This window comes from Mycobacterium marinum (assembly GCF_003391395.1).
GTDB classification, from domain to species: domain Bacteria; phylum Actinomycetota; class Actinomycetes; order Mycobacteriales; family Mycobacteriaceae; genus Mycobacterium; species Mycobacterium marinum.
The window spans coordinates 2,328,998-2,346,777 of record NZ_CP024190.1; the positions used below are offsets into that span (position 1 = coordinate 2,328,998).

The 17,780-nt window shown below is 67.8% G+C and carries 16 protein-coding genes, 4 tRNA genes and 1 pseudogene; 9 read left to right on the plus strand and 12 right to left on the minus strand.

What is annotated here, in order from left to right; all coding sequences use genetic code 11:
* Positions 1–62: 62 nt before the first annotated feature.
* Entirely contained in the window at positions 63–806 is a 744-nt protein-coding gene (locus CCUG20998_RS09830) for a Clp protease N-terminal domain-containing protein (protein WP_020728440.1), read from the minus strand.
* Positions 807–914: 108 nt separating this feature from the next.
* Between CCUG20998_RS09830 and CCUG20998_RS09835 the strand changes: the two genes are divergently transcribed.
* The 3 genes from CCUG20998_RS09835 to CCUG20998_RS09845 are packed head-to-tail and all read left to right on the plus strand — an operon-like array spanning position 915 to position 3,918.
* Positions 915–1,238, plus strand: coding sequence for a DUF732 domain-containing protein (locus CCUG20998_RS09835; RefSeq protein WP_036455818.1), 324 nt, complete (start codon positions 915–917; stop codon positions 1,236–1,238).
* A gap of 53 nt (positions 1,239–1,291) precedes the next feature.
* Positions 1,292–2,251: an alpha/beta fold hydrolase gene (locus CCUG20998_RS09840; protein ID WP_020728442.1), complete on the plus strand. Its 960-nt coding sequence runs from the start codon at positions 1,292–1,294 to the stop codon at positions 2,249–2,251.
* Positions 2,251–3,918 (plus strand): tetratricopeptide repeat protein, encoded by a 1,668-nt coding sequence (locus tag CCUG20998_RS09845; RefSeq protein WP_020728443.1) that lies wholly within the window; start codon positions 2,251–2,253, stop codon positions 3,916–3,918. The genes CCUG20998_RS09840 and CCUG20998_RS09845 overlap by 1 nt, the downstream gene beginning before the upstream one ends.
* On the opposite strand, the gene CCUG20998_RS09850 is transcribed toward CCUG20998_RS09845, so the two are convergent.
* From CCUG20998_RS09850 to CCUG20998_RS09865, 4 genes are all read right to left on the minus strand, one after another.
* Positions 3,896–5,296 carry an APC family permease gene (locus CCUG20998_RS09850; protein WP_020728444.1) on the minus strand — a complete coding sequence of 467 codons (1,401 nt, stop codon included), beginning with the start codon at positions 5,294–5,296 and terminating at the stop codon, positions 3,896–3,898. The genes CCUG20998_RS09845 and CCUG20998_RS09850 overlap by 23 nt on opposite strands.
* Positions 5,297–5,426: 130 nt before the next feature.
* Positions 5,427–5,501: transfer RNA gene (locus CCUG20998_RS09855), tRNA-Val, on the minus strand.
* Positions 5,502–5,516: 15 nt separating this feature from the next.
* A tRNA-Cys gene (locus CCUG20998_RS09860) sits at positions 5,517–5,590 on the minus strand.
* 29 nt (positions 5,591–5,619) lie between these two features.
* Positions 5,620–5,692 (minus strand) — tRNA-Gly (locus CCUG20998_RS09865).
* Between the two features lie 170 nt (positions 5,693–5,862).
* On the opposite strand from CCUG20998_RS09865, the gene CCUG20998_RS09870 reads away from it, so the two are divergent.
* Positions 5,863–5,934: transfer RNA gene (locus tag CCUG20998_RS09870), tRNA-Val, on the plus strand.
* Between the two features lie 103 nt (positions 5,935–6,037).
* Here the strand turns inward: CCUG20998_RS09870 and CCUG20998_RS09875 are convergent.
* The 5 genes and pseudogenes from CCUG20998_RS09875 to CCUG20998_RS09900 all read right to left on the minus strand — a co-directional run bounded on the left by CCUG20998_RS09875 (position 6,038) and on the right by CCUG20998_RS09900 (position 12,180).
* The gene (locus CCUG20998_RS09875; protein WP_116269102.1) at positions 6,038–8,251 is read right to left on the minus strand and encodes a PE family protein; all 2,214 of its coding nucleotides are present in this window, start codon (positions 8,249–8,251) and stop codon (positions 6,038–6,040) included.
* Positions 8,252–8,790: 539 nt separating this feature from the next.
* Positions 8,791–9,606, minus strand: coding sequence for a hypothetical protein (locus CCUG20998_RS09880; protein ID WP_020728446.1), 816 nt, complete (start codon positions 9,604–9,606; stop codon positions 8,791–8,793).
* Positions 9,607–9,733: 127 nt separating this feature from the next.
* A pseudogene (arsB, locus tag CCUG20998_RS09890) lies at positions 9,734–11,256 on the minus strand (ACR3 family arsenite efflux transporter).
* Positions 11,253–11,630 carry an ArsR/SmtB family transcription factor gene (locus tag CCUG20998_RS09895; protein ID WP_012393832.1) on the minus strand — a complete coding sequence of 126 codons (378 nt, stop codon included), beginning with the start codon at positions 11,628–11,630 and terminating at the stop codon, positions 11,253–11,255. Before CCUG20998_RS09895 ends, arsB begins: the two are co-directional and overlap by 4 nt.
* Before the next feature lie 79 nt (positions 11,631–11,709).
* A complete protein-coding gene (locus tag CCUG20998_RS09900) occupies positions 11,710–12,180 on the minus strand; it encodes an ArsI/CadI family heavy metal resistance metalloenzyme (RefSeq protein WP_020728450.1) in 471 nt (156 codons plus the stop codon).
* 101 nt (positions 12,181–12,281) lie between these two features.
* Between CCUG20998_RS09900 and CCUG20998_RS09905 the strand changes: the two genes are divergently transcribed.
* The 3 genes from CCUG20998_RS09905 (at position 12,282) to CCUG20998_RS09915 (ending at position 14,019) form a co-directional block, all read left to right on the plus strand.
* Positions 12,282–12,641 (plus strand): Rv2640c family ArsR-like transcriptional regulator, encoded by a 360-nt coding sequence (locus CCUG20998_RS09905; protein WP_011741093.1) that lies wholly within the window; start codon positions 12,282–12,284, stop codon positions 12,639–12,641.
* A 97-nt stretch (positions 12,642–12,738) separates the two neighbouring features.
* Positions 12,739–13,029, plus strand: a complete 291-nt coding sequence (locus CCUG20998_RS09910; protein WP_012393834.1) for a hypothetical protein — start codon at positions 12,739–12,741, stop codon at positions 13,027–13,029.
* 42 nt (positions 13,030–13,071) lie between these two features.
* Entirely contained in the window at positions 13,072–14,019 is a 948-nt protein-coding gene (locus tag CCUG20998_RS09915) for a catalase family peroxidase (protein WP_020728451.1), read from the plus strand.
* 19 nt (positions 14,020–14,038) lie between these two features.
* On the opposite strand, the gene CCUG20998_RS09920 is transcribed toward CCUG20998_RS09915, so the two are convergent.
* Positions 14,039–14,479: an anti-sigma factor antagonist gene (locus tag CCUG20998_RS09920; RefSeq protein WP_020728452.1), complete on the minus strand. Its 441-nt coding sequence runs from the start codon at positions 14,477–14,479 to the stop codon at positions 14,039–14,041.
* 152 nt (positions 14,480–14,631) lie between these two features.
* Between CCUG20998_RS09920 and CCUG20998_RS09925 the strand changes: the two genes are divergently transcribed.
* Positions 14,632–15,237: a TetR/AcrR family transcriptional regulator gene (locus tag CCUG20998_RS09925; RefSeq protein WP_020728453.1), complete on the plus strand. Its 606-nt coding sequence runs from the start codon at positions 14,632–14,634 to the stop codon at positions 15,235–15,237.
* A gap of 10 nt (positions 15,238–15,247) precedes the next feature.
* On the opposite strand, the gene CCUG20998_RS09930 is transcribed toward CCUG20998_RS09925, so the two are convergent.
* Positions 15,248–15,904 (minus strand): DedA family protein, encoded by a 657-nt coding sequence (locus tag CCUG20998_RS09930; protein WP_020728454.1) that lies wholly within the window; start codon positions 15,902–15,904, stop codon positions 15,248–15,250.
* A 231-nt stretch (positions 15,905–16,135) separates the two neighbouring features.
* Between CCUG20998_RS09930 and CCUG20998_RS09935 the strand changes: the two genes are divergently transcribed.
* Positions 16,136–17,773 carry an acyl-CoA synthetase gene (locus CCUG20998_RS09935; RefSeq protein ID WP_020728455.1) on the plus strand — a complete coding sequence of 546 codons (1,638 nt, stop codon included), beginning with the start codon at positions 16,136–16,138 and terminating at the stop codon, positions 17,771–17,773.
* Positions 17,774–17,780 lie beyond the last annotated feature (7 nt).

The following is a 17,780-nucleotide window of genomic DNA, read 5'->3' on the forward strand; positions in this document are numbered from 1 at the left end:
CCCTGTTCTGCGACCTTCGCATGATTACACATGCGGCAATGCGAAGGGGAGGGGTTAAGTCTTCAGGACTTGCCGGGCCGGCCGTCCGGTCCGTGGCCGGTCAACGATTCGAGTGCGCTGCTCAGATCGGCCTCCGCACGTGACTTCTCGACACCGGATCGGTGTAGCGGTCCGGCTCCGTCCTCGAGTTCGAGCAGCGCGAGCAGCATGTGCTCGGTGCCGATGTAGTTGTGGCCGAGCCGAAGGGCCTCACGGAAGGTCAGTTCCAGCACCTTGCGCGCCGGCCCACTGAACGGGATGAGGGCAGGGGTTTCGCCGGTGGCCGCGGGTAGGCGCACCGACGCGCGCAGGGCCTCGGTGTCGATCGCTTGCATCCGCAGCAGCGCGGTGGCCAGCGCGGCGGGGTCGGCCAGCACTCCCAGCAGCAGGTGGTCGGGGGTGATCTCGTCGTTGGCGCCTTGGTGGGCGGCGTTTTGGGCGGCGACCACCGCGCTGCGAGCGCGTGGCGTGAAGCGTCCGAAGCCTTGCTCCGGGTCCAGCGTGGTGGCTTCGGCTCGGGGGACGAATCGCTTCTGTGCGGCCTGTTTGGTCACTCCCATGCTCTTGCCGATGTCGGTCCATGAGGCTCCGGAACGACGCGCCTGGTCGACGAAGTGTCCGATCAGATGGTCGGCGATCTCGCCGAGGTGTTCGGCGGCCAGGACGGCGTCGGTCAGTTGGTCCAGCGCGTTGGTGTGGACCTGTTTGATCGCGTCGATCAGTTCGTCGAGGCGGACGGGATAGGTGATTTTCGTCGACTCGGCCACGTCGTCAACGATAGGTTGACGACGGCGGCTTCGTCAACGCTAGGTTGACGATCTTGGCGTGTTCTCCGGGATGCAGGGATGGCGCCGGTCTGGGACCATCAGGGGGATATGAAGCTCTTGGTTGGGGTGACAGGGTTGGCCGTCATGGTCGGCCTGGCCGCACCCGCACAGGCCGATGCCAACGATGACGCATTCCTGGTTGCGCTGGGAAAGGCCGGCATCACCTATCCGGACGCGGCGCGGGCGATCGCGGCCGCCAAATGGATATGTCAGCAAGTGAACAACGGGACTCAGACGGTCGACGTCGTCAAGCAGGTGCAGAGCTCCAACTCCGGGCTCCAAGAAGATGGCGCAGCCAAGTTCACCGCGATCGCGGCCAATGCCTATTGCCCCACGATCCTTTCCGGCCACGGCGCAAACCCTCCCGGCTGAGCCCGCTAGGCCATTGCGCGCTCTGAGCCGGGCAAATCAGGCAAGCTGGACGGATGAGACCGACGCTGGCCGCCGCGGCCCTAGCCGGTGCAAGCGGTCTGGTCGGCTGGGGTGGTGCCCGGGCCCTGGCCCGCCGAATCGAGCGCAATCCCGACCCGTTTCCCAGGGAACGGTTGCTGGCCGAACCACAAGGTGAGCGGGTCGCGATCACCCGCCCCGACGGGACCGTGCTGCATGCGTTGGTGGCAGGCCGGGGGACGCCGGTGATTTTGGTCCATGGCTACTGCGCCAGCCTCATCGAGTGGAATTTCGTCTGGGACGAACTGCTGGCCCGGGGCCTGCGGGTGATTGCCTTTGATCAGCGCGGCCATGGCCGGTCGACACTGGGCGCCGAGGGAATCGGATCGGAGCCCATGGCCGACGATCTTGCCGCGGTGCTGCACCACTTCGACATCCGCGACGGCGTGCTGGTCGGACATTCGATGGGGGGCTTCGTCAGCATCCGCGCCCTGCTCGACCATGGTGCCCTGGCACAGCGGCTGCGCGCGGTGGTGCTGTTCGCCACCTGGGCGGGCCGGGTGCTGGACGGGGCTCCGCAGAACCGCCTGCAGATCCCGCTGCTGGAACGCGGGATCCTGCAACGGCTGCTGCGCAGCAGGACCATCGCGGTGCTGTTCGGGGCGGCACAGTGCGGGGCGCGTCCGTCACCGGCAATGATCTCGGTATTCCTCGACTGGTTCCATCAACATCTCGACCGGCACGGACCGCACCTACCCATCGTGCGGGCGTTCTCGCGCGAGGATCGCTATCCACGGCTGGCCGAGATCTCGGTGCCGGCGGTGGTGATGGTGGGCTCCTCGGATCGCACCACCCCGCCCAGCCACTCGCACCGGCTGGCCGCCGGAATTCCGGGTGCCCGGCTGGTCACCGTGCCCGGCGCGGGACACCTGCTGAACTGGGAGGCGGTTGACGAGCTGGCCGAAGTCGTCGAATCCTTTGCGGCGCAGCGGTGATGACGGCCGGCGAGCAATATTTCGACCTCGGCAGTTACCACCGGCCGGTCCAGACCCCCTCCGCCCAGGCGCAGGTCTGGTTCGACCGGGCGATGGTGTGGGCGTACGCGTTCAATCACGAAGAGTCGATCCGCTGCTTTGAACGGGCGCTGGACCTTGATCCCGGCCTGGCCATTGCGCGGTGGGGGATCGCCTACGCGGTGGGCCCGAACTACAACAAGCCGTGGGCGGCATTCGACCCCGTCGATATGACCACGTCACTGGCCCGCGCACGCATGGAGCTGTCCCTGGCCGCCCAAGGGCGGGCCAGTCCGGTCGACCAAGGCCTGGTCGCGGCGCTGCAAGCCCGCTTCCCGACCGACGACCCCGACGACGCGGAGGCGCTGCGCGCCGGCCTGGGCGCCTACGCCGACGCAATGGCCGCGCTGGCCGCCGCCTATCCGGCCGATGTCGACGTGCAGGCCCTGGCCGCCGACGCGCTGCTCAACGTCACCGCCTGGGCCCTGTGGGACACGGCGACCGGGGAGCCGGCCGCCGGCTCGCGGGTGCTCGAGGCCAAGCGCCTCCTGGACCAGGCACTGGCCACTCCCGCGGGCCGGGCCCATCCGGGAGTCCTGCACCTGTACCTGCACGCCATGGAGATGTCGGCGACCCCCGAGGTTGCCCTGCCGGCGGCCGACCTGTTGCGCGGCTTGGTGCCCGACGCCGGGCATCTGCAGCACATGCCTAGCCATATCGACGTGTTGTGCGGCGACTACCGCAGCTCGGTGCTGGCCAATCTTGCTGCGGTGCGGGCGGATCGGCGGTTCGTCAGTCGCGAGGGCCCGCTGAACTTCTACTCGCTCTACCGCGCGCACGACCTGCACTTCATCGTGTACTCGGCGATGTTCGAAGGGCAATCGCAGATCGCGCTGCGGGCCGCCGACGAGCTGGCCGGCCAGCTGGGGGCCGAGCTGCTATCGATCGAGTCTCCGCCGATGGCCGACTGGCTCGAGGCGTTCGTGCCGCTGCGGACCCACGTGCTGGTGCGGTTCGGCAGCTGGCAGGAGCTGATCGCACAACCACTGCCGTGCGACCGGGACCTCTACTGCACCACGACGGCCACGATTCACTATGGCCGTGGCGTCGCCCTGGCGGCCACCGGCCAACTCGCTCAGGCCCATGCCGAGCGCGCCGCGTTCGTCGAGGCATGCGCGCGGGTGCCGGAGTCGCGGTACCTGTTCAACAACACCAGCCGCGACATCCTCGCGGTGGCCGCGGCCATGCTCGACGGTGAGATCGCCTACCGCGACGGGCGTTTCGACGAGGCCTTCGCTCACCTGCGGCGCGCGGTGACACTCGATGACACGCTGCCCTACGACGAGCCCTGGGGCTGGATGCAGCCCACCCGGCATGCGTATGGGGCGCTGCTGCTCGAACAGGGCCATGTCGAGGAGGCGGCCGCGGTGTATGCCGCCGATCTGGGACTGGACCCCACCCTGGCCCGGCCGTGTCAGCATCCCGGAAACGTTTGGAGCCTGCATGGGTATCACGAGTGCCTGCAGCGGCTCGGTCGAACCGGGGAGGCCGCCATCATCGGCCAGCAGCTCGCGCTGGCCACCGCGCGTGCCGACGTGCCGATCCGCGCCTCGTGTGCGTGCCGAGTTACGGCGTGCTGCGACCAGTGACGGGGTCGCCGCCCAGGCGCGCGGGCAACCTTCGCCGGGCTATCCGATAACCTAGGGCCGCGGCGGCGGCGAGGCCGGCGCCGATAGCGAGGTCCTTGACTTCCTGGGTGGCCAGCGTCACGACGACGCCCGCGATTGCCAGCAGCGGCGGCAGCGGCCACAGCGGCATCCGAAAGGGCCGCACCAAGTCGCGGTCTCGAAGGCGACAGACGATCGCCGACGACGCCACCAGCAGATACACGATGGCGATGATCACGCCGGTGAACGTGATGAGCTTGGGCAGCGACATGAAGACGCACAGCAGGCCGTTGCCGAGGAAGAGGAAGAGGAATCCGTGCACCGGGACCCGCGACCGGGTTGACAGTCGACCGAACAGAGGTTGCAGCCGTCGCGGCAGTATCCCATCCCTGGCCGCGGCGTAGTAGACGCGCGCATACCCGAGGTTTGCCGCCAGGCCGGTATCGAACATCGCCACCACCACGCCGGCGACCAGAACCGTCGCGCCGGCCGGACCCATCATTTGGCGAGCAAGAAACTCGACCGCAGAACCATCGGTGATGGCGGCGGGAATGTCGCGGATGGCCAGGGTCGCGGCGATCACCGCGACGCACTCGACCACGACGGCCAGGACCGCGGACAAGACCACGGCGTGCGGAATCGCGCGTCGTGATCCCGCCGTCTCTTCGGAGAAATACAGCGGCCAGTCGTAGCCATTGAAGGCAAACAGCGCCGGACCGACGGCAGCGAAGATGCCGGCGATGCCGACACCAACGAGGGCGCCGCCGGGCCCGGCCGTCACCGGCTGGGTGAACGGGTTGGTGACCGCGGAAGCGTGCGCGAAGGCCACGACGGTGAAGACGATGATCACGGCCAGTTCGAGGGCCAGCATGGCCGCGACGACCCAGCTGGCCGGGGCGATCTTGCCGATCGATAGCGCCGTGATGAGCGCCATCATCCCCAGCGCCAGCCACTGCACCGGTACGGCGGCGCCGATCAGCGACGACAGATACGTCGCCGCGGCGACCAGGATGGCGGCCGTCGAGACCACTCCGAGCAGCAGGAACAGCACGCTGGTGACGCCACCCGCTACGGGGCCGATGGCGCGGCGCACGATCGTGTAGGCGCCGCCGGCGGAGGGAAAGACCGAGCCGACCTCGGCGTAACACAGCGCCATACACACCGCGATGGCGGAGCCAATGACAAACGCCCACACGACGCCGGTTCCGGCGATCTGCAGCCCGTCGCCGTAGATCAAGAACACCGACGTCGTCGGGGAAATCGCGGAGACCGCGATCGCCAGCACGTTGCGTGGCCGTAGCGCCGATGCCGCAAGAGTTGCCGGCGCGGCCTCGGCCCGCCGCTGTCGCCCTTCAGACATGAGAACTACGTACACCTCCGCCGCAGAGACGACCGTCTCTGCGGTTCGAACGGTAGGCGACGGTGTGGCCGAATTCGACCACGAGAATTGATGAGCAGTGCTAGGTGGAACCTGCGAACTGCGCTGACTCTGGTGCGCGATACTGGGATTGAACCAGTGACCTCTTCCGTGTCAGGGAAGCGCTCTCCCGCTGAGCTAATCGCGCTGGGGGGATCAAATCTGGAGGTGGAGACGGGAATCGAACCCGTGTGCACGGCTTTGCAGGCCGTTGCCTCACCACTCGGCCACTCCACCGCTGGGGATTGATGCCACTTGCACCTTCGAGCGGATGACGGGATTCGAACCCGCGACCCTCACCTTGGCAAGGTGATGCGCTACCAACTGCGCTACATCCGCGCGCAACGGGCGAGATCGTCGTCCGGTGCGAAGCAAGACATTAGTCCACCTGAGCGGACGGGCACAAATCGCGAGGTCCTTTGGGGCGCTTTGGTGGTCGCCGGCTCAGACGGCGCGTTCATTGACGCCGTGGATCGTGCTAGTCTTCCTCCTCGTTGCCGTTCGGCGCCGGTCCCGTGGCTCAGTGGGAGAGCGTCCGCTTCACACGCGGAAGGTCGCTGGTTCGATCCCAGCCGGGACCACAAGGTTTGTTTATGGGTTTTCTTCACCCATGCCCGATGCGAACTCGCAATCAAGCACCGGCTTAGGGGCCGCGAGCGGCCGTCGGGCAGCGGTCGGTGGTGGTTACCCGGTTGCCCCGTCTGCGCCGAACAGCACTCCGCCTTTGCCGGCGGCGCCAGCGGTCCCGTCGGTCCCGCCGAGGGCGGCGGTGCCGCCCGCTCCGCCGTTGCCGCCGTTGCCGATCAGCTGGGCCCTGCCGCCGTCGCCGCCGTCCCCGCCATCACCGCCCATGCCTGGCCCACCGCCACCGTGCGCGCCCGTGCCACCGGCTCCGCCGTTGCCGTACAGGAACCCACCGGTTCCGCCACCAGCACCGGCGCCGCCGTCGCCGCCCGCGCCGAGGGTGGTGTCGACGCCCGCCCCGCCGTCCCCACCCTGCGCGCCGGCGCCGCCCTGCCCGCCGGCGCCCCACAGCCCGGCGCTGCCGCCCACGCCGCCGCTGCCACCGCGACCACCGGTTACCCCGCTCTCCGCGATGTCAACGCTGCCGCCCATGCCGCCGGTGCCGCCGGCGCCGCCATCGCCGTAGAGCTGGCCGCCGTGCCCGCCGGCACCGCCGGCCCCACCCGCTCCAGCCGACAAGGCGAAGTCGTCGCCGCCGCCATGCCCGCCGTTGCCGCCGGCGCCGCCCTGGCCGAACAGCCCCGCGGCTCCACCGATGCCACCGTTGCCGCCCTGACCGCTGGGCGCACCGAGGCTGCCGCTGGCGCCGATTCCGCCGATTCCGCCGGCTCCGCCGTTACCGACCAGCCAGCCGCCGCTTCCCCCGGACCCGCCGGCGCCGCCGGGTGCGCCGATCCCTGCGGGGGGCAGGCCACTCGCGCTGTAGCCGGCGCCGCCGGCGCCGCCGTTGCCGATGAGTCCGGCCGATCCGCCGCTGCCGCCGGTGGGGTGCGCAGCGGTTCCGGTCCCGCCGGCTCCGCCGTTGCCCCACAGAAGTCCGCCGTCGCCGCCGTTCTGCCCGGCTGCCCCCGTGGCGCCGTCGCCGATGAGCGGGCGCCCCAACAGGGCCTGGGTGGGCGCGTTGATCGCTCCGAGCACCTGTTGTTCGACCGCGTACAGCGGGGCGGCGCTGGCCGAGCTCAACAGCACCCCGTCGCCGCCGGCGGTGCCGGGGTCCCCGTCGGCGGCGCCAGACGCACCCGCGCCGCCGGCGCCTCCGCCGCCGCCGTCACCGATCAGCTGGGCGTATCCGCCATTGCCGCCGTCACCGCCGGCGCCGCCGGCGCCGCTCATCGCACCGGTCCCACCGATGGCGCCGTTGCCGCCCACCCCGCCGGCGCCGCCGCTGCCGAACAGCAACGCGGCGTCGCCGCCGACGCCGCCCATGCCGCCGTGGCCCCCGGCACCACCGCTTGCGGGGGGTCCGAAGGCGCCGGCGTCGCCGCCGACGCCGCCGCTGCCCCCATCGCCGCCGATTCCTCCGTTGCCGACTAGCCAGCCGCCGTGTCCGCCGGCGCCACCGGTGCCGCCGGCACCGGCGGCACCGCCGTTGCCCGTCTCGATGGCGATGCCGCCGTTGCCGCCTTGCCCGCCGCTACCGCCGGCGCCGCCATTGCCGAATAGCCGGGCCGCACCGCCGCTGCCGCCGCTACCGCCGGCGCCACCCGCCGCGCCGCTGTCGGGCCCATCCAGCCCGCTGCCGCCGGTGCCGCCGATTCCGCCGGCCCCGCCATTGCCGTACAGCCAGCCCCCGGTTCCGCCAACCCCGCCGCTGCCGCCGGTCGCGCCGGTCTGGGCGGCCGGGCCGTAGCCGGCGCCGCCGGCCCCGCCGGTGCCGATGAGTCCGGCCGATCCGCCGCTGCCGCCGGTGGGATGCGCGGCGGTCCCGACGCCACCCGCCCCGCCGTTGCCCCACAGAAGTCCGCCGTCGCCGCCGTTCTGCCCGGGCGCGCCCGCGGTGCCGTCACCGATCAGGGGCCGCCCCAACAGGGCTTGGGTGGGCGCGTTGATCACCCCGAGCAGTTGTTGTTCGACAGCTTGCAGCGGGTTGGCGCTGGCCGCCTCGGCGGCCGCATAAGAGGCCCCGGCGCTGTTGAGGGCCGTGACGAACTGCTGGTGGAACCCGGCCATCTGGGTGCTCAGGGCCTGGTAGTCCAGGGCGTGGCCGGAAAACAGTGCGGCCACCGCCGCGGAGATTTCGTCGGCGCCGGCGGCCAGCACGCCGGTGATCGGGGCCGCAGCGGCGCCGTTGGCGCTCTGCAGTGCAGCGCCGATGCCGGCCAGGTCCGTGGCTGCGCCCGCCAGCATTTCCGGGGCCGCGATCACATACGACATCGGTGTCCTCCCAGCCCCTGGCCGTGTCAGAGGGGCACTGTTTCGTTGGCGAATAGTCGCAGCCGTCAATACTAGGCACGACCATTCGCGAATTCAGGGTTTTGGCGGTTTCTGCAGAGTATTTAACCGCCATTTGATGAGCCGGTACATTGCCGCAATTCGTGACCGTCACGAACGGAAATTCCTATTGTGGAATGCCATTCCAATTATTCGGATGCAAAATTTGCTAGCTGCGACTCCGCTCGGGTGCGATTGATCTATCTGCCTGCTTGGCGGCGCGTCGGCAGCGTCTCGGTGCGTCAGGTGTTTGTTTGCTGATCAGCTAGGGTTCGTGTGCGATCACAAGCGCTGCGTGTCGACGTCTGCTGTTGCTGAGTTAACGGCTAAAAGCCTTGCGGGCCAGGGGGATAACGCCATGGTCAATGGCATGCCGATTCGGCAAACAAATCCCGCTCTATCCCGGCCCCGGACCGCCCGGTAGGCGCGCCGCGGCACCTGGCTACCCCTGGGGCACGGCAAGGCCGCGGCAGCGGAACCGGTCAGGCCGCGAAGTACCCGCTGACCCCGACGGTAAAAGTCGGGCAGTCGGCGCCGAAGAGGTCCACGGTGAAGGTCACCTGGTTGCCGGCGGCGACGAAATCATCCGGCTCAGCAAATGCGTCCGCCTCGCTAAGCAAATTGTTGCCGTCAAAGCAGTAGGCCGCGACGGAGAATGGGCCCTCGACGGATTTCCCGGTGTTGTTGATGGCCGCTCCGACGATGGAATACGGCGTCATGTTGGCCTCGGTGGCCTTGAGCAGTGCCGTGCCGGACAGGTCCGCATCGGCGGTGGTGCTGTTGACCGAGAACTCGTACTTGGCATCCGGGGGTGGAGGTGGCGTCCTGTCGTCGAAGTAGATGAACGCAAGGCCCACCTCACCGGACTTCACCCGCGCGGGGATCGTGCCCTGGCTGCTGCCGGTCTTGATGACGGTGCCCTCACTGCGGACCAGCCCCGTCCAGTCGATGAATGAGATCGTCTCGCTCGTGTTGTTGCGGAAGGCAAACGGGAGCTTGGCCGATCCGCCCTCATGCACGGTCAGCGGACCGACTTGAACGACGGACATCTTGTTCGGCTCGCCCTCGGGGAAGCTGGGGTGCGCCGAACCGGCAAGCAGGCCGCCGGCGTTGAAGGGCAACGGTTCGGCGCTCAATTCTGGCGCAGTGGTGGTTTCCGGCGCTGACGACGAGCCATGAGCCGCGGGGTGGCCCGCCCGTCCGGACCCGCCACAGGCGACGAGGAACAACAACAGGAAGCTGGGAACGGCGACCCGCAGTATTTGCCCCGGCCCGGGAGTGGTACCGGCCTCACGCATATGGATCGCCGGCGGGCTGGCTCGTGAGCTGGCTCATTTGACAGGTCTCCTCGGCGGGCGATTTCGCACCGGCAGTAACGATCCCGACAAAACCTAGCAAACCTCGCCTCGGAAGAGGCCGAAATGGCTATCCCCGGCAAATCTGTGCGGTATCGGGATGCTCGTTGAGCAACTCGGCGATCAGGGCTCGCACTCGTTCGCCGATGTCGTCCCGGATCGGCCGCACGACGTCGAGGGGCTGGCCGGCCGGGTCGGCCAGGGTCCAGTCGCGGTAGCTGACGCCGGGGAAGTACGGGCAGGCGTCGCCGCAGCCCATGGTGATGACGACGTCGCTGGTCTGTACCCACGCCCCGGTGAGCACCTCGGGTGTGTTGGCGGTGATGTCGATGCCCAGTTCGGCCATCGCTGCTACCGCGACGGGATTGATGCGGTCAGCGGGCTCGGTACCGGCCGAGCGAACCTCGATGCGATCGCCGGCGAGGTGGCGCAGCCATCCGGCGGCCATCTGCGAACGTCCGGCGTTGTGTACGCAGACGAACAAGACGCTGGGCTTGATCATGTCGTGCTTGCGCCGGTGGGGGCCGGACCGTGGTAGCGGTTGCGCAGCGCCAGGGACACATAGACCAGTCCCACCAGAACCGGCACTTCGATCAGCGGGCCGACGACTCCGGCCAACGCCTGACCCGAGGTTGCGCCGTAGGTGGCGATGGCCACGGCGATGGCCAGTTCGAAGTTGTTGCCCGCGGCGGTGAACGCCATGGTCGTGGTGCGTTGGTAGCCCAGGTGCAGCGCCGCGCCCAGCAGGTAGCCGCCGCCCCACATGACGGCGAAGTAGACCAGTAGCGGCAGCGCGATGCGCGCGACATCCTGGGGGCGATTGGTGATCTGATCGCCTTGCAGCGCAAACAGGATCACGATGGTGAACAGCAGGCCATAGAGCGCCCACGGCCCGACCTTGGGCAGAAACCGGGATTCATACCAGCCGCGGCCTTTCGCCCGCTCGCCCAACCGCCGGGACAGGTATCCGGCCAGCAGCGGGATACCAAGGAAGATCAGCACCGACTTGGCGATCTGCCACGGCGAGGTGGAGATGGTGGTCTGTGTCAGATGCAGCCAACCCGGAAGCACCGACAGGTAGAACCAGCCCAGCACCGCGAACATCGCCACCTGGAAAATCGAGTTCAGCGCGACCAGCACCGCGGCCGCCTCGCGATCCCCGCGGGCCAGGTCGTTCCAGATGATCACCATGGCGATGCAGCGGGCCAGTCCGACGATGATCAGGCCGGTTCGGTACTCCGGCAGATCCGGCAGCAGCAGCCAGGCCAGTGCGAACATCAGCGCCGGGCCGGCCACCCAATTCAGCAGCAGGGAACTGATCAACAGCTTGCGATCGCCGGTGACGCTATCGAGGCGGTCGTAGCGCACCTTGGCCAGTACCGGATACATCATGATCAGCAGGCCCAGGGCGATCGGGAGCGAGATCCCGTCGACCTGAACCTTTTCCAATGCCGTGTTCAGGCCTGGAATCCAGCGCCCGAGCAGCAACCCGGCGGCCATCGCCAGCCCGATCCATACCGGCAAGAACCGGTCCAGGGTGGAAAGCTTGCCCACCACCGCGGGCGCGGGCTGGTGGTCGACGGTGCCGGTCATGCCGATGTCTCCAGCTCGGTTGCGCTGCCCGCGTGAACGCTCAACAGCCGCGACAGTGCGTTGAGTGCTTCCGGGACCACGGCGTAGTACACCCACGAGGCGCGCCGTTGTGAAGTGAGCAAACCCGCGTCCCGCAGCACCTTGAGATGGTGGGAAATCGTGGGCTGGCCCACCTCGACTCCGGCGGAGATGTCACAGACGCAGGCTTCGCCTCCGGCATGACTTGCTACCGAGCTCAGCAGCTGCAACCGCACCGGATCGGCCAATGCCTTGAATCGGGCCGCCATTTCGACCGCTGAGCTGGCCTCGAGCGGCTCACGCAGCAGCGGCGCTGCCACGCAGCACGGCGCATCCATTTCGACACGATTCGACATGCATCGATATTGATAGATATCGAATCCGATGGCAAGTGGGGCGCTCGGCCCAGCCGCCCCACCCGCCTCGGGTCATCACCTAGCAGCAGGATGTCGCGGCCGCGGTCTGCGCGCCGCAGCACCCGCCCGCCTCACCCGCGTCGCTCTCCTGGTCGGCGGGGTGTTGCGGACTGGTGCCGAAGGTTTCGGAGTCGGCCAGCACGGTGTATACCTCCCAGCGCTCACCGCCGGGGCCGGTCACCCACACCTTGTCTTGGGTGGCAAAACAACACGTCGTGCCCATCTCTTCCTCGGTGAACATTCCGGTCTCGGCCAAACGGGCGATCTCGGCATGCACGGTGTCGCTATCGCCGACTTCCACGCCGAGATGGTTGAGGGTGCCGCCAGCGCCGGGGTTTTCCAGCAGCACCAGCTTCAGTGGGGGATCGGCCACCGCAAAGTTGGCGTATCCGGGTTTGCGTTTAGTCGGTTCGGCGTTAAACAGCTTGGAATAGAACGTGATTGCCGCGTCAAGGTCATCGACATTGAGGGCAAGCTGAACACGGGACATCGGGTGAAACCTCCGGCTGGTTAGACATATATCAAAGTGGCGCCGCTGCCCAGTGTCGCCACCTTTTTGATATATGTCAAGATATCTGGCAGAGTGAACTTGTGCCCAAGGCCCTGCCCGTGATCGACATCTCCGCACCCGTTTGCTGTGCCCCGGTGGCCGCCGGACCGATCGGCGACGACGACGCCTTGGCGGTGGCTTTGCGGCTCAAGGCCCTGGCGGACCCGGCGCGGGTCAAGATCATGTCGCTGCTCTTCGGTTCCCCGGCCGGGGAGGAGATCAGTGGCACCCTCGCCACCGCACTCAACCTCAGCGACGGCACCGTCAGCCATCACCTGACCCAGCTGCGCAAGGCGGGCCTGGTGGTCTCCGAGCGCCGCGGCATGCACGTCTTTCACCGAGTGCATACCGAGGCCCTGCAGGCGTTGTGCGCGGTGCTGAGCCCCGACTGCTGCACCTGAGCCGGCCGGGGTCGCCGCACGGCGAGGCGCTACCCGGCGCGATGGCATACCGTCAGCCTTGGCAGGTTGTCCAAAACAACACGGAGGATGGCAGACGATGAGCTTTTCCGACGGGCTGGGCGTGTTGAAACTCGAATGCCCGCAAGGTCATCCGGTGGGCAGGATCCTCAAAGAGGCCGCGCATCAGTCGGTCCAATTCGACCCCGGTGCACAGGTCGGGCCACGCCGATTCTGGCCGGACGAAGACGGGCAGGGCCAGTTCAAAGCGCACTGCCGCTATTGCGACAAACCCGTGGGGGACTCCATCGCGACGCTGCAGAACAAGTACAACGAATTGCTCGCCGACCCCGCCCAGATGTACGCAACCGCGACGGTCCCGTACCTGTAGCCGCCGCCCCGGCGGGCCGACGGCAGGACTTAGGATTCGCCAATGGGCGGTTCAGTCACTCCTGACGGGGCGATCGAAGCGATCCGGGGGACCGGGGGCGCGTGTCCCGGTTACCGGGCGTTGCACGCCAAGGGAACCCTGTATCGCGGCACGTTCACCGCGACTCCCGAGGCGGCCGGGCTTTCTCGCGCCAAACACCTCGACGGCGCACCCGTCGCGGCGCTGATCCGGTTTTCCAACGGATCGGGCAAGCCCGCCCAGCGCGACGGCGCGCCCGGAGTGCGCGGCATGGCAGTGAAATTCACACTGCCCGACAAGTCCACCACCGATGTGTCGATGCAGACCGCGCGGCTGTTCACCTCGAGCACGCCGGAGGGGTTCGTAGATCTGCTCAAAGCGCTGCGGCCGAGCCTGACCACCCCGGCGCGCATTGCGAAGTATCTGGCCACCCATCCGCGCATGCTGGCCGCGCTGCCGATCCTGGGTGCGGCGAACAGAATTCCGGCCAGTTACGCCACCTGTGAATATCACGGGCTGCACGCTTTTCGCTGGGTAGCCGCTGACGGCAGTGCGAGATTCGTTCGCTACCACATGATTCCCGCGGTCGGGGAGAAATTCCTGTCGCCGCTGGCGGCCCGCAACCAGGGCGCCGACTTCCTCACCGACGAACTGCAAACCCGCCTTGCGGCCGGGTCGGTGCGGTTCTATTTTCGCGTCCAAATCGCCGGCCAGGGGGATTCGATCGTCGATCCGTCGGTCCCTTGGCAGGGTTCGGACATGGTCACCGTCGGCACCCTTGACGTCACTGGCGTTGACACCGAACGCGAACACGACGGCGATATCGTCGTGTTCGACCCGATGCGGGTGACCGACGGCATCGAAGCCTCTGATGACCCGGTGCTTCGCTTTCGCACACTCGCGTACTCGGCGTCGGTCAAGTTGCGTACCGGTGTGGATCGCGGCCCGCAGGCCCCGCCTGACCCCGCTTGAACCCAACGGGGCCGGGCGCTCAATCCGATGGGGCGGGCACCGCTAGGGCGGCGTCCACCGACCGGTAGACGGGCAGTGCGTCGCTGAGCCCGCACGCCGCCACGATGCGAGTCACGCGTGTGTGGGCGGCACTGGCGATGCGCAGCTCGACGCCGCGGGTGCGACATTGGTCGGCCTGCTCGGCCAGAACCTCGAACGCACAGCAGCCCATGAAATCAAGGCCGCTCACGTCGACGATGAACAATCCCGGCGACGGGGCACTGGCGGCCGTCTCGGCGACCAGCTGGCGCCAGGTGTGTTCGTTGGCCGCGTCCACCTCACCGCCCGCGTGGATCAACACCGCGGCCGTGCGGAAGTCGGTGGTTGCTCGCAATGTGCTGTGCGGGTCGCCCAACTCGCGGACCAGCCGAGTGCTGAGCATCGGGTGGTAGGTATAGGGATCTGCGATATCCACGCTCATGGTGCGCTCCTAATCGACTGGCGCCGTAACGCCGCGATGGATGCCCGTCCTGCGCGTCTGAAGACAGACTTTCGTCGCTCGAATCTCTTTTCTATAACAAGACAGGGCGGTCTGTCTACCTCTTCCGCCTGAGAGTATGGTTAATTCTCGCTATGGCAATCCCGGAGGCCACCACGCCGGCTGTGTCGGCTCGCGAGCGCATTTTGGGGGCCGCATACGATCTGTTCAGTCGGCGCGGCATCCGGGCCGTCGGCACCGATGAGGTAATCGAACGTGCCGGGGTGGCCAGAGCCACGCTCTACCGGCACTTCGCCACGAAGGACGACCTGGTGCTGGCGGTGCTGCAGCGTCGCGAAGAACTCTGGACTTTCGGTCTGATCGAGCAGAAGTCGCGGGCGCGCGGCAACACGCCCGAGGAACAGTTGTTGGCGATCTTCGACGTCCTGCACGAGTGGTTCCAAAGCCGCGACGGCTACGAAGGCTGCTCATTCATCAATGTGTTGCTCGAACTCGGCGCCGATCACCCCGCCGGGCGGGCGTGCATCGGCCACATCGACCACGTCCGCGGCATCGTGCGTGAACGAGCGGTGGCCGCTGGGCTCCACGACGTCGAGGATTTTGCCTGGTCCTGGCACATCTTGATGAAGGGCGCCATTATCTTGGCGGCGGTGGGTGACCCGGATTCGGCCCGCCGCGCCCAGCGCATGGCCCAGGTGCTCATCGAACAGCACCGCGCGGCCGGTGCGGCGGCCTGCTAGTCAGGCCAGGTCAAGCCCCGGCGGTCTGCGCCTTGCGGTGGTGTTCTTCCTCCAATTCGGCGATGGCCCGGGCGGTGCGTTCGCGCAGCAGGATCGCCGCGATGAGGCCGCCCACGACGGCGATCACCAGCCCGATCCAGGAGAACCGCTGCAGCCAGTGTTCGGCCGCGATGCCTGCGTAGTACACCAGCGCGGTGGTGCCGCCCGCCCAGCAGATCGCCCCGGACACGTTGGCGGTCAGGAACCGCGGGTAGTGCATCTTCAGGGCGCCGGCCAGCGGGCCGGCCAGGATCCGTAGCAGCGCGATAAAACGACCGAAGAAGACCGCCCGAGAGCCCCAGCGACTGAACAACCGTTCGGCGAGCGCGACGTGCCCCGGGCCGAAGTGCTTGGGAAAACGCCGGCCGAGCCGGTCGAACAGCGGCATGCCGAACCGGCGTCCGATCGTGTAACCGATCGAGTCGCCGATCACCGCGCCGATCACGGCGGCCGCTCCGACCCCGACCGGATTCACGGCCAACTCGTGATGCGATGACAGCAGGGCGGCGCTGACCAACACGATCTCCCCGGGAAGGGGAATGCCCAGGCTCTCGACCCCGACGACGGCGCCGACCAGGATGTAGACCGCTAGTGGCGGAATTGTGTGCAGCAGGGCTTCCACATCCATGGCTAAAGGATGCCTGACGGACGCGAGATGTGCGTCCGAAACGCAGCCGAGCAATGTATCGGCGCGTCCGCGCCTCGGTCGCGACCAGCAAATTCCGGCCGACTCGCCGGTGGTTCGGCGAATTCGCGCAACTGGCGCCAAGTTCAGCCGCAACTCGCCATGCAGATCGGGGTCGGCGTTATAGCGTTGCTAGTGGCCCAGACGTTGGCTTGAACGAGCTCAGGAGAGCCGGTGGAATACAACATCGCCCAGGTATTCTCGGCGGTGGCCGCTGCCAACCCGGACGGAGACTGCATCGTCTACGGGGATCGGCGATTCACCTTCACTCAAACCGAACGGCGTGCCCGCCGCTTGGCTCGGGCGCTGCACCAGTGGGGTTTCGGCGCCAGCCGGGAACGGTCGCAATTGGCGCCCTACGAGTCGGGTCAAAGTCACCTCGGCCTGTATATGACCAACTGCAACGAGTTCCTCGAAGGGATGATCGGCGCGTATCAGGCGCGGGTCGCCCCGTTCAACATCAACTATCGCTACGTTGCTGACGAACTCGCGTACTTGCTGCGCAATGCCGGCGCGGATGCGGTCATCTACCACGCTCGGTTCGGTCCGACGTTGGCCGAGACGTTGGAGAAGGCCGGCGGTGAACCGCAGCTGATCCACGTGGACGACGAGTCCGGAAATGATCCGCTGCCCGGCGCGGTGCGCTATGAGGAGCTACTGGCGTCCGTATCCGACGAGCCGCTGGACGTCGAGTTGTCGCCGGACGACCTGTACATGCTCTACACCGGCGGCACCACCGGGATGCCGAAGGCGGTGCTGTGGCGTCAGCACGACATCTACATGAACTCGATGGGGGGACGAACGTTCGGCACCGGCGAGCTGGTGACCGGGCTCGACGACATCGTCGAGCGATCCCGGCAAGGAGGGCCGGGCTCGATGACGGTCGCGCCGCTCATGCACGGCGCTGCGCAATGGGCGGCGTTCATCAGCCTGTGCGGCGGCCGGCCGTTTGTCATGCCGCAAATGGCCACCCGCTTCGATCCAGCCGCGGCGTGGGCGATGGCGGCTCGGGAACGGGTGATGTCGCTATCGATTGTCGGCGACGCCTTCGGCCGGCCATTGCTCGACGAACTCGAGTCCGGCGACTACGACCTGTCCGCCCTGTCGGTGCTCATTTCGGGTGGAGCCGCGCTCAGCGCCGGGGTCAAGCAGCGCTTCGTCGATCTGTTGCCGCAGCTGACGATCCTGGACGCGGGCGGGTCATCGGAATCGGGATCACAAATGGTCCAGGTATCCAGTCGGGTGCTTCCCGCAAGCGGACGCTTCGACCCGATCCCGGGTGCGGTGGTGGTCAGCGAGGATTTGACCAGAATCCTCACGCCGGGGGACAGCGAGATCGGCTGGCTTGCCCAGCAGGGCGTGATACCGCTGGGCTACCTCGGTGACAAAGCCAAGACCGCGCGGACCTTTCCCGTCATCGAAGGAATCCGGCATTCGGTTCCCGGCGACCGGGCGCGCTGGGACGCCGACGGCACGATCGAGTTACTGGGCCGGGATTCGGTCACCATCAATTCCGGTGGCGAGAAGATCTTTGTCGAGGAGGTGGAGGCCGCGATCGCCGAGCATCCTGCCGTCTATGACGTCGTGGTGACGGGGCGTCCCAGCCCGCGCTGGGGACACGAAGTCGTCGCGATCGTGCAGCTGGCCGAGGGGGCGGACCCAGACCCCGACAGCATCATCGGGGAGGCCGCGCGACACATCGCCCGCTACAAGCTGCCGAAGGAGATTGTCTTCTGCCCCAAGGTGGAACGTTCACCGGCCGGCAAGCCGGATTACCGGTGGGCCAAAGCCACCGTCGCCCCGCAAGATTGAGGCTGCG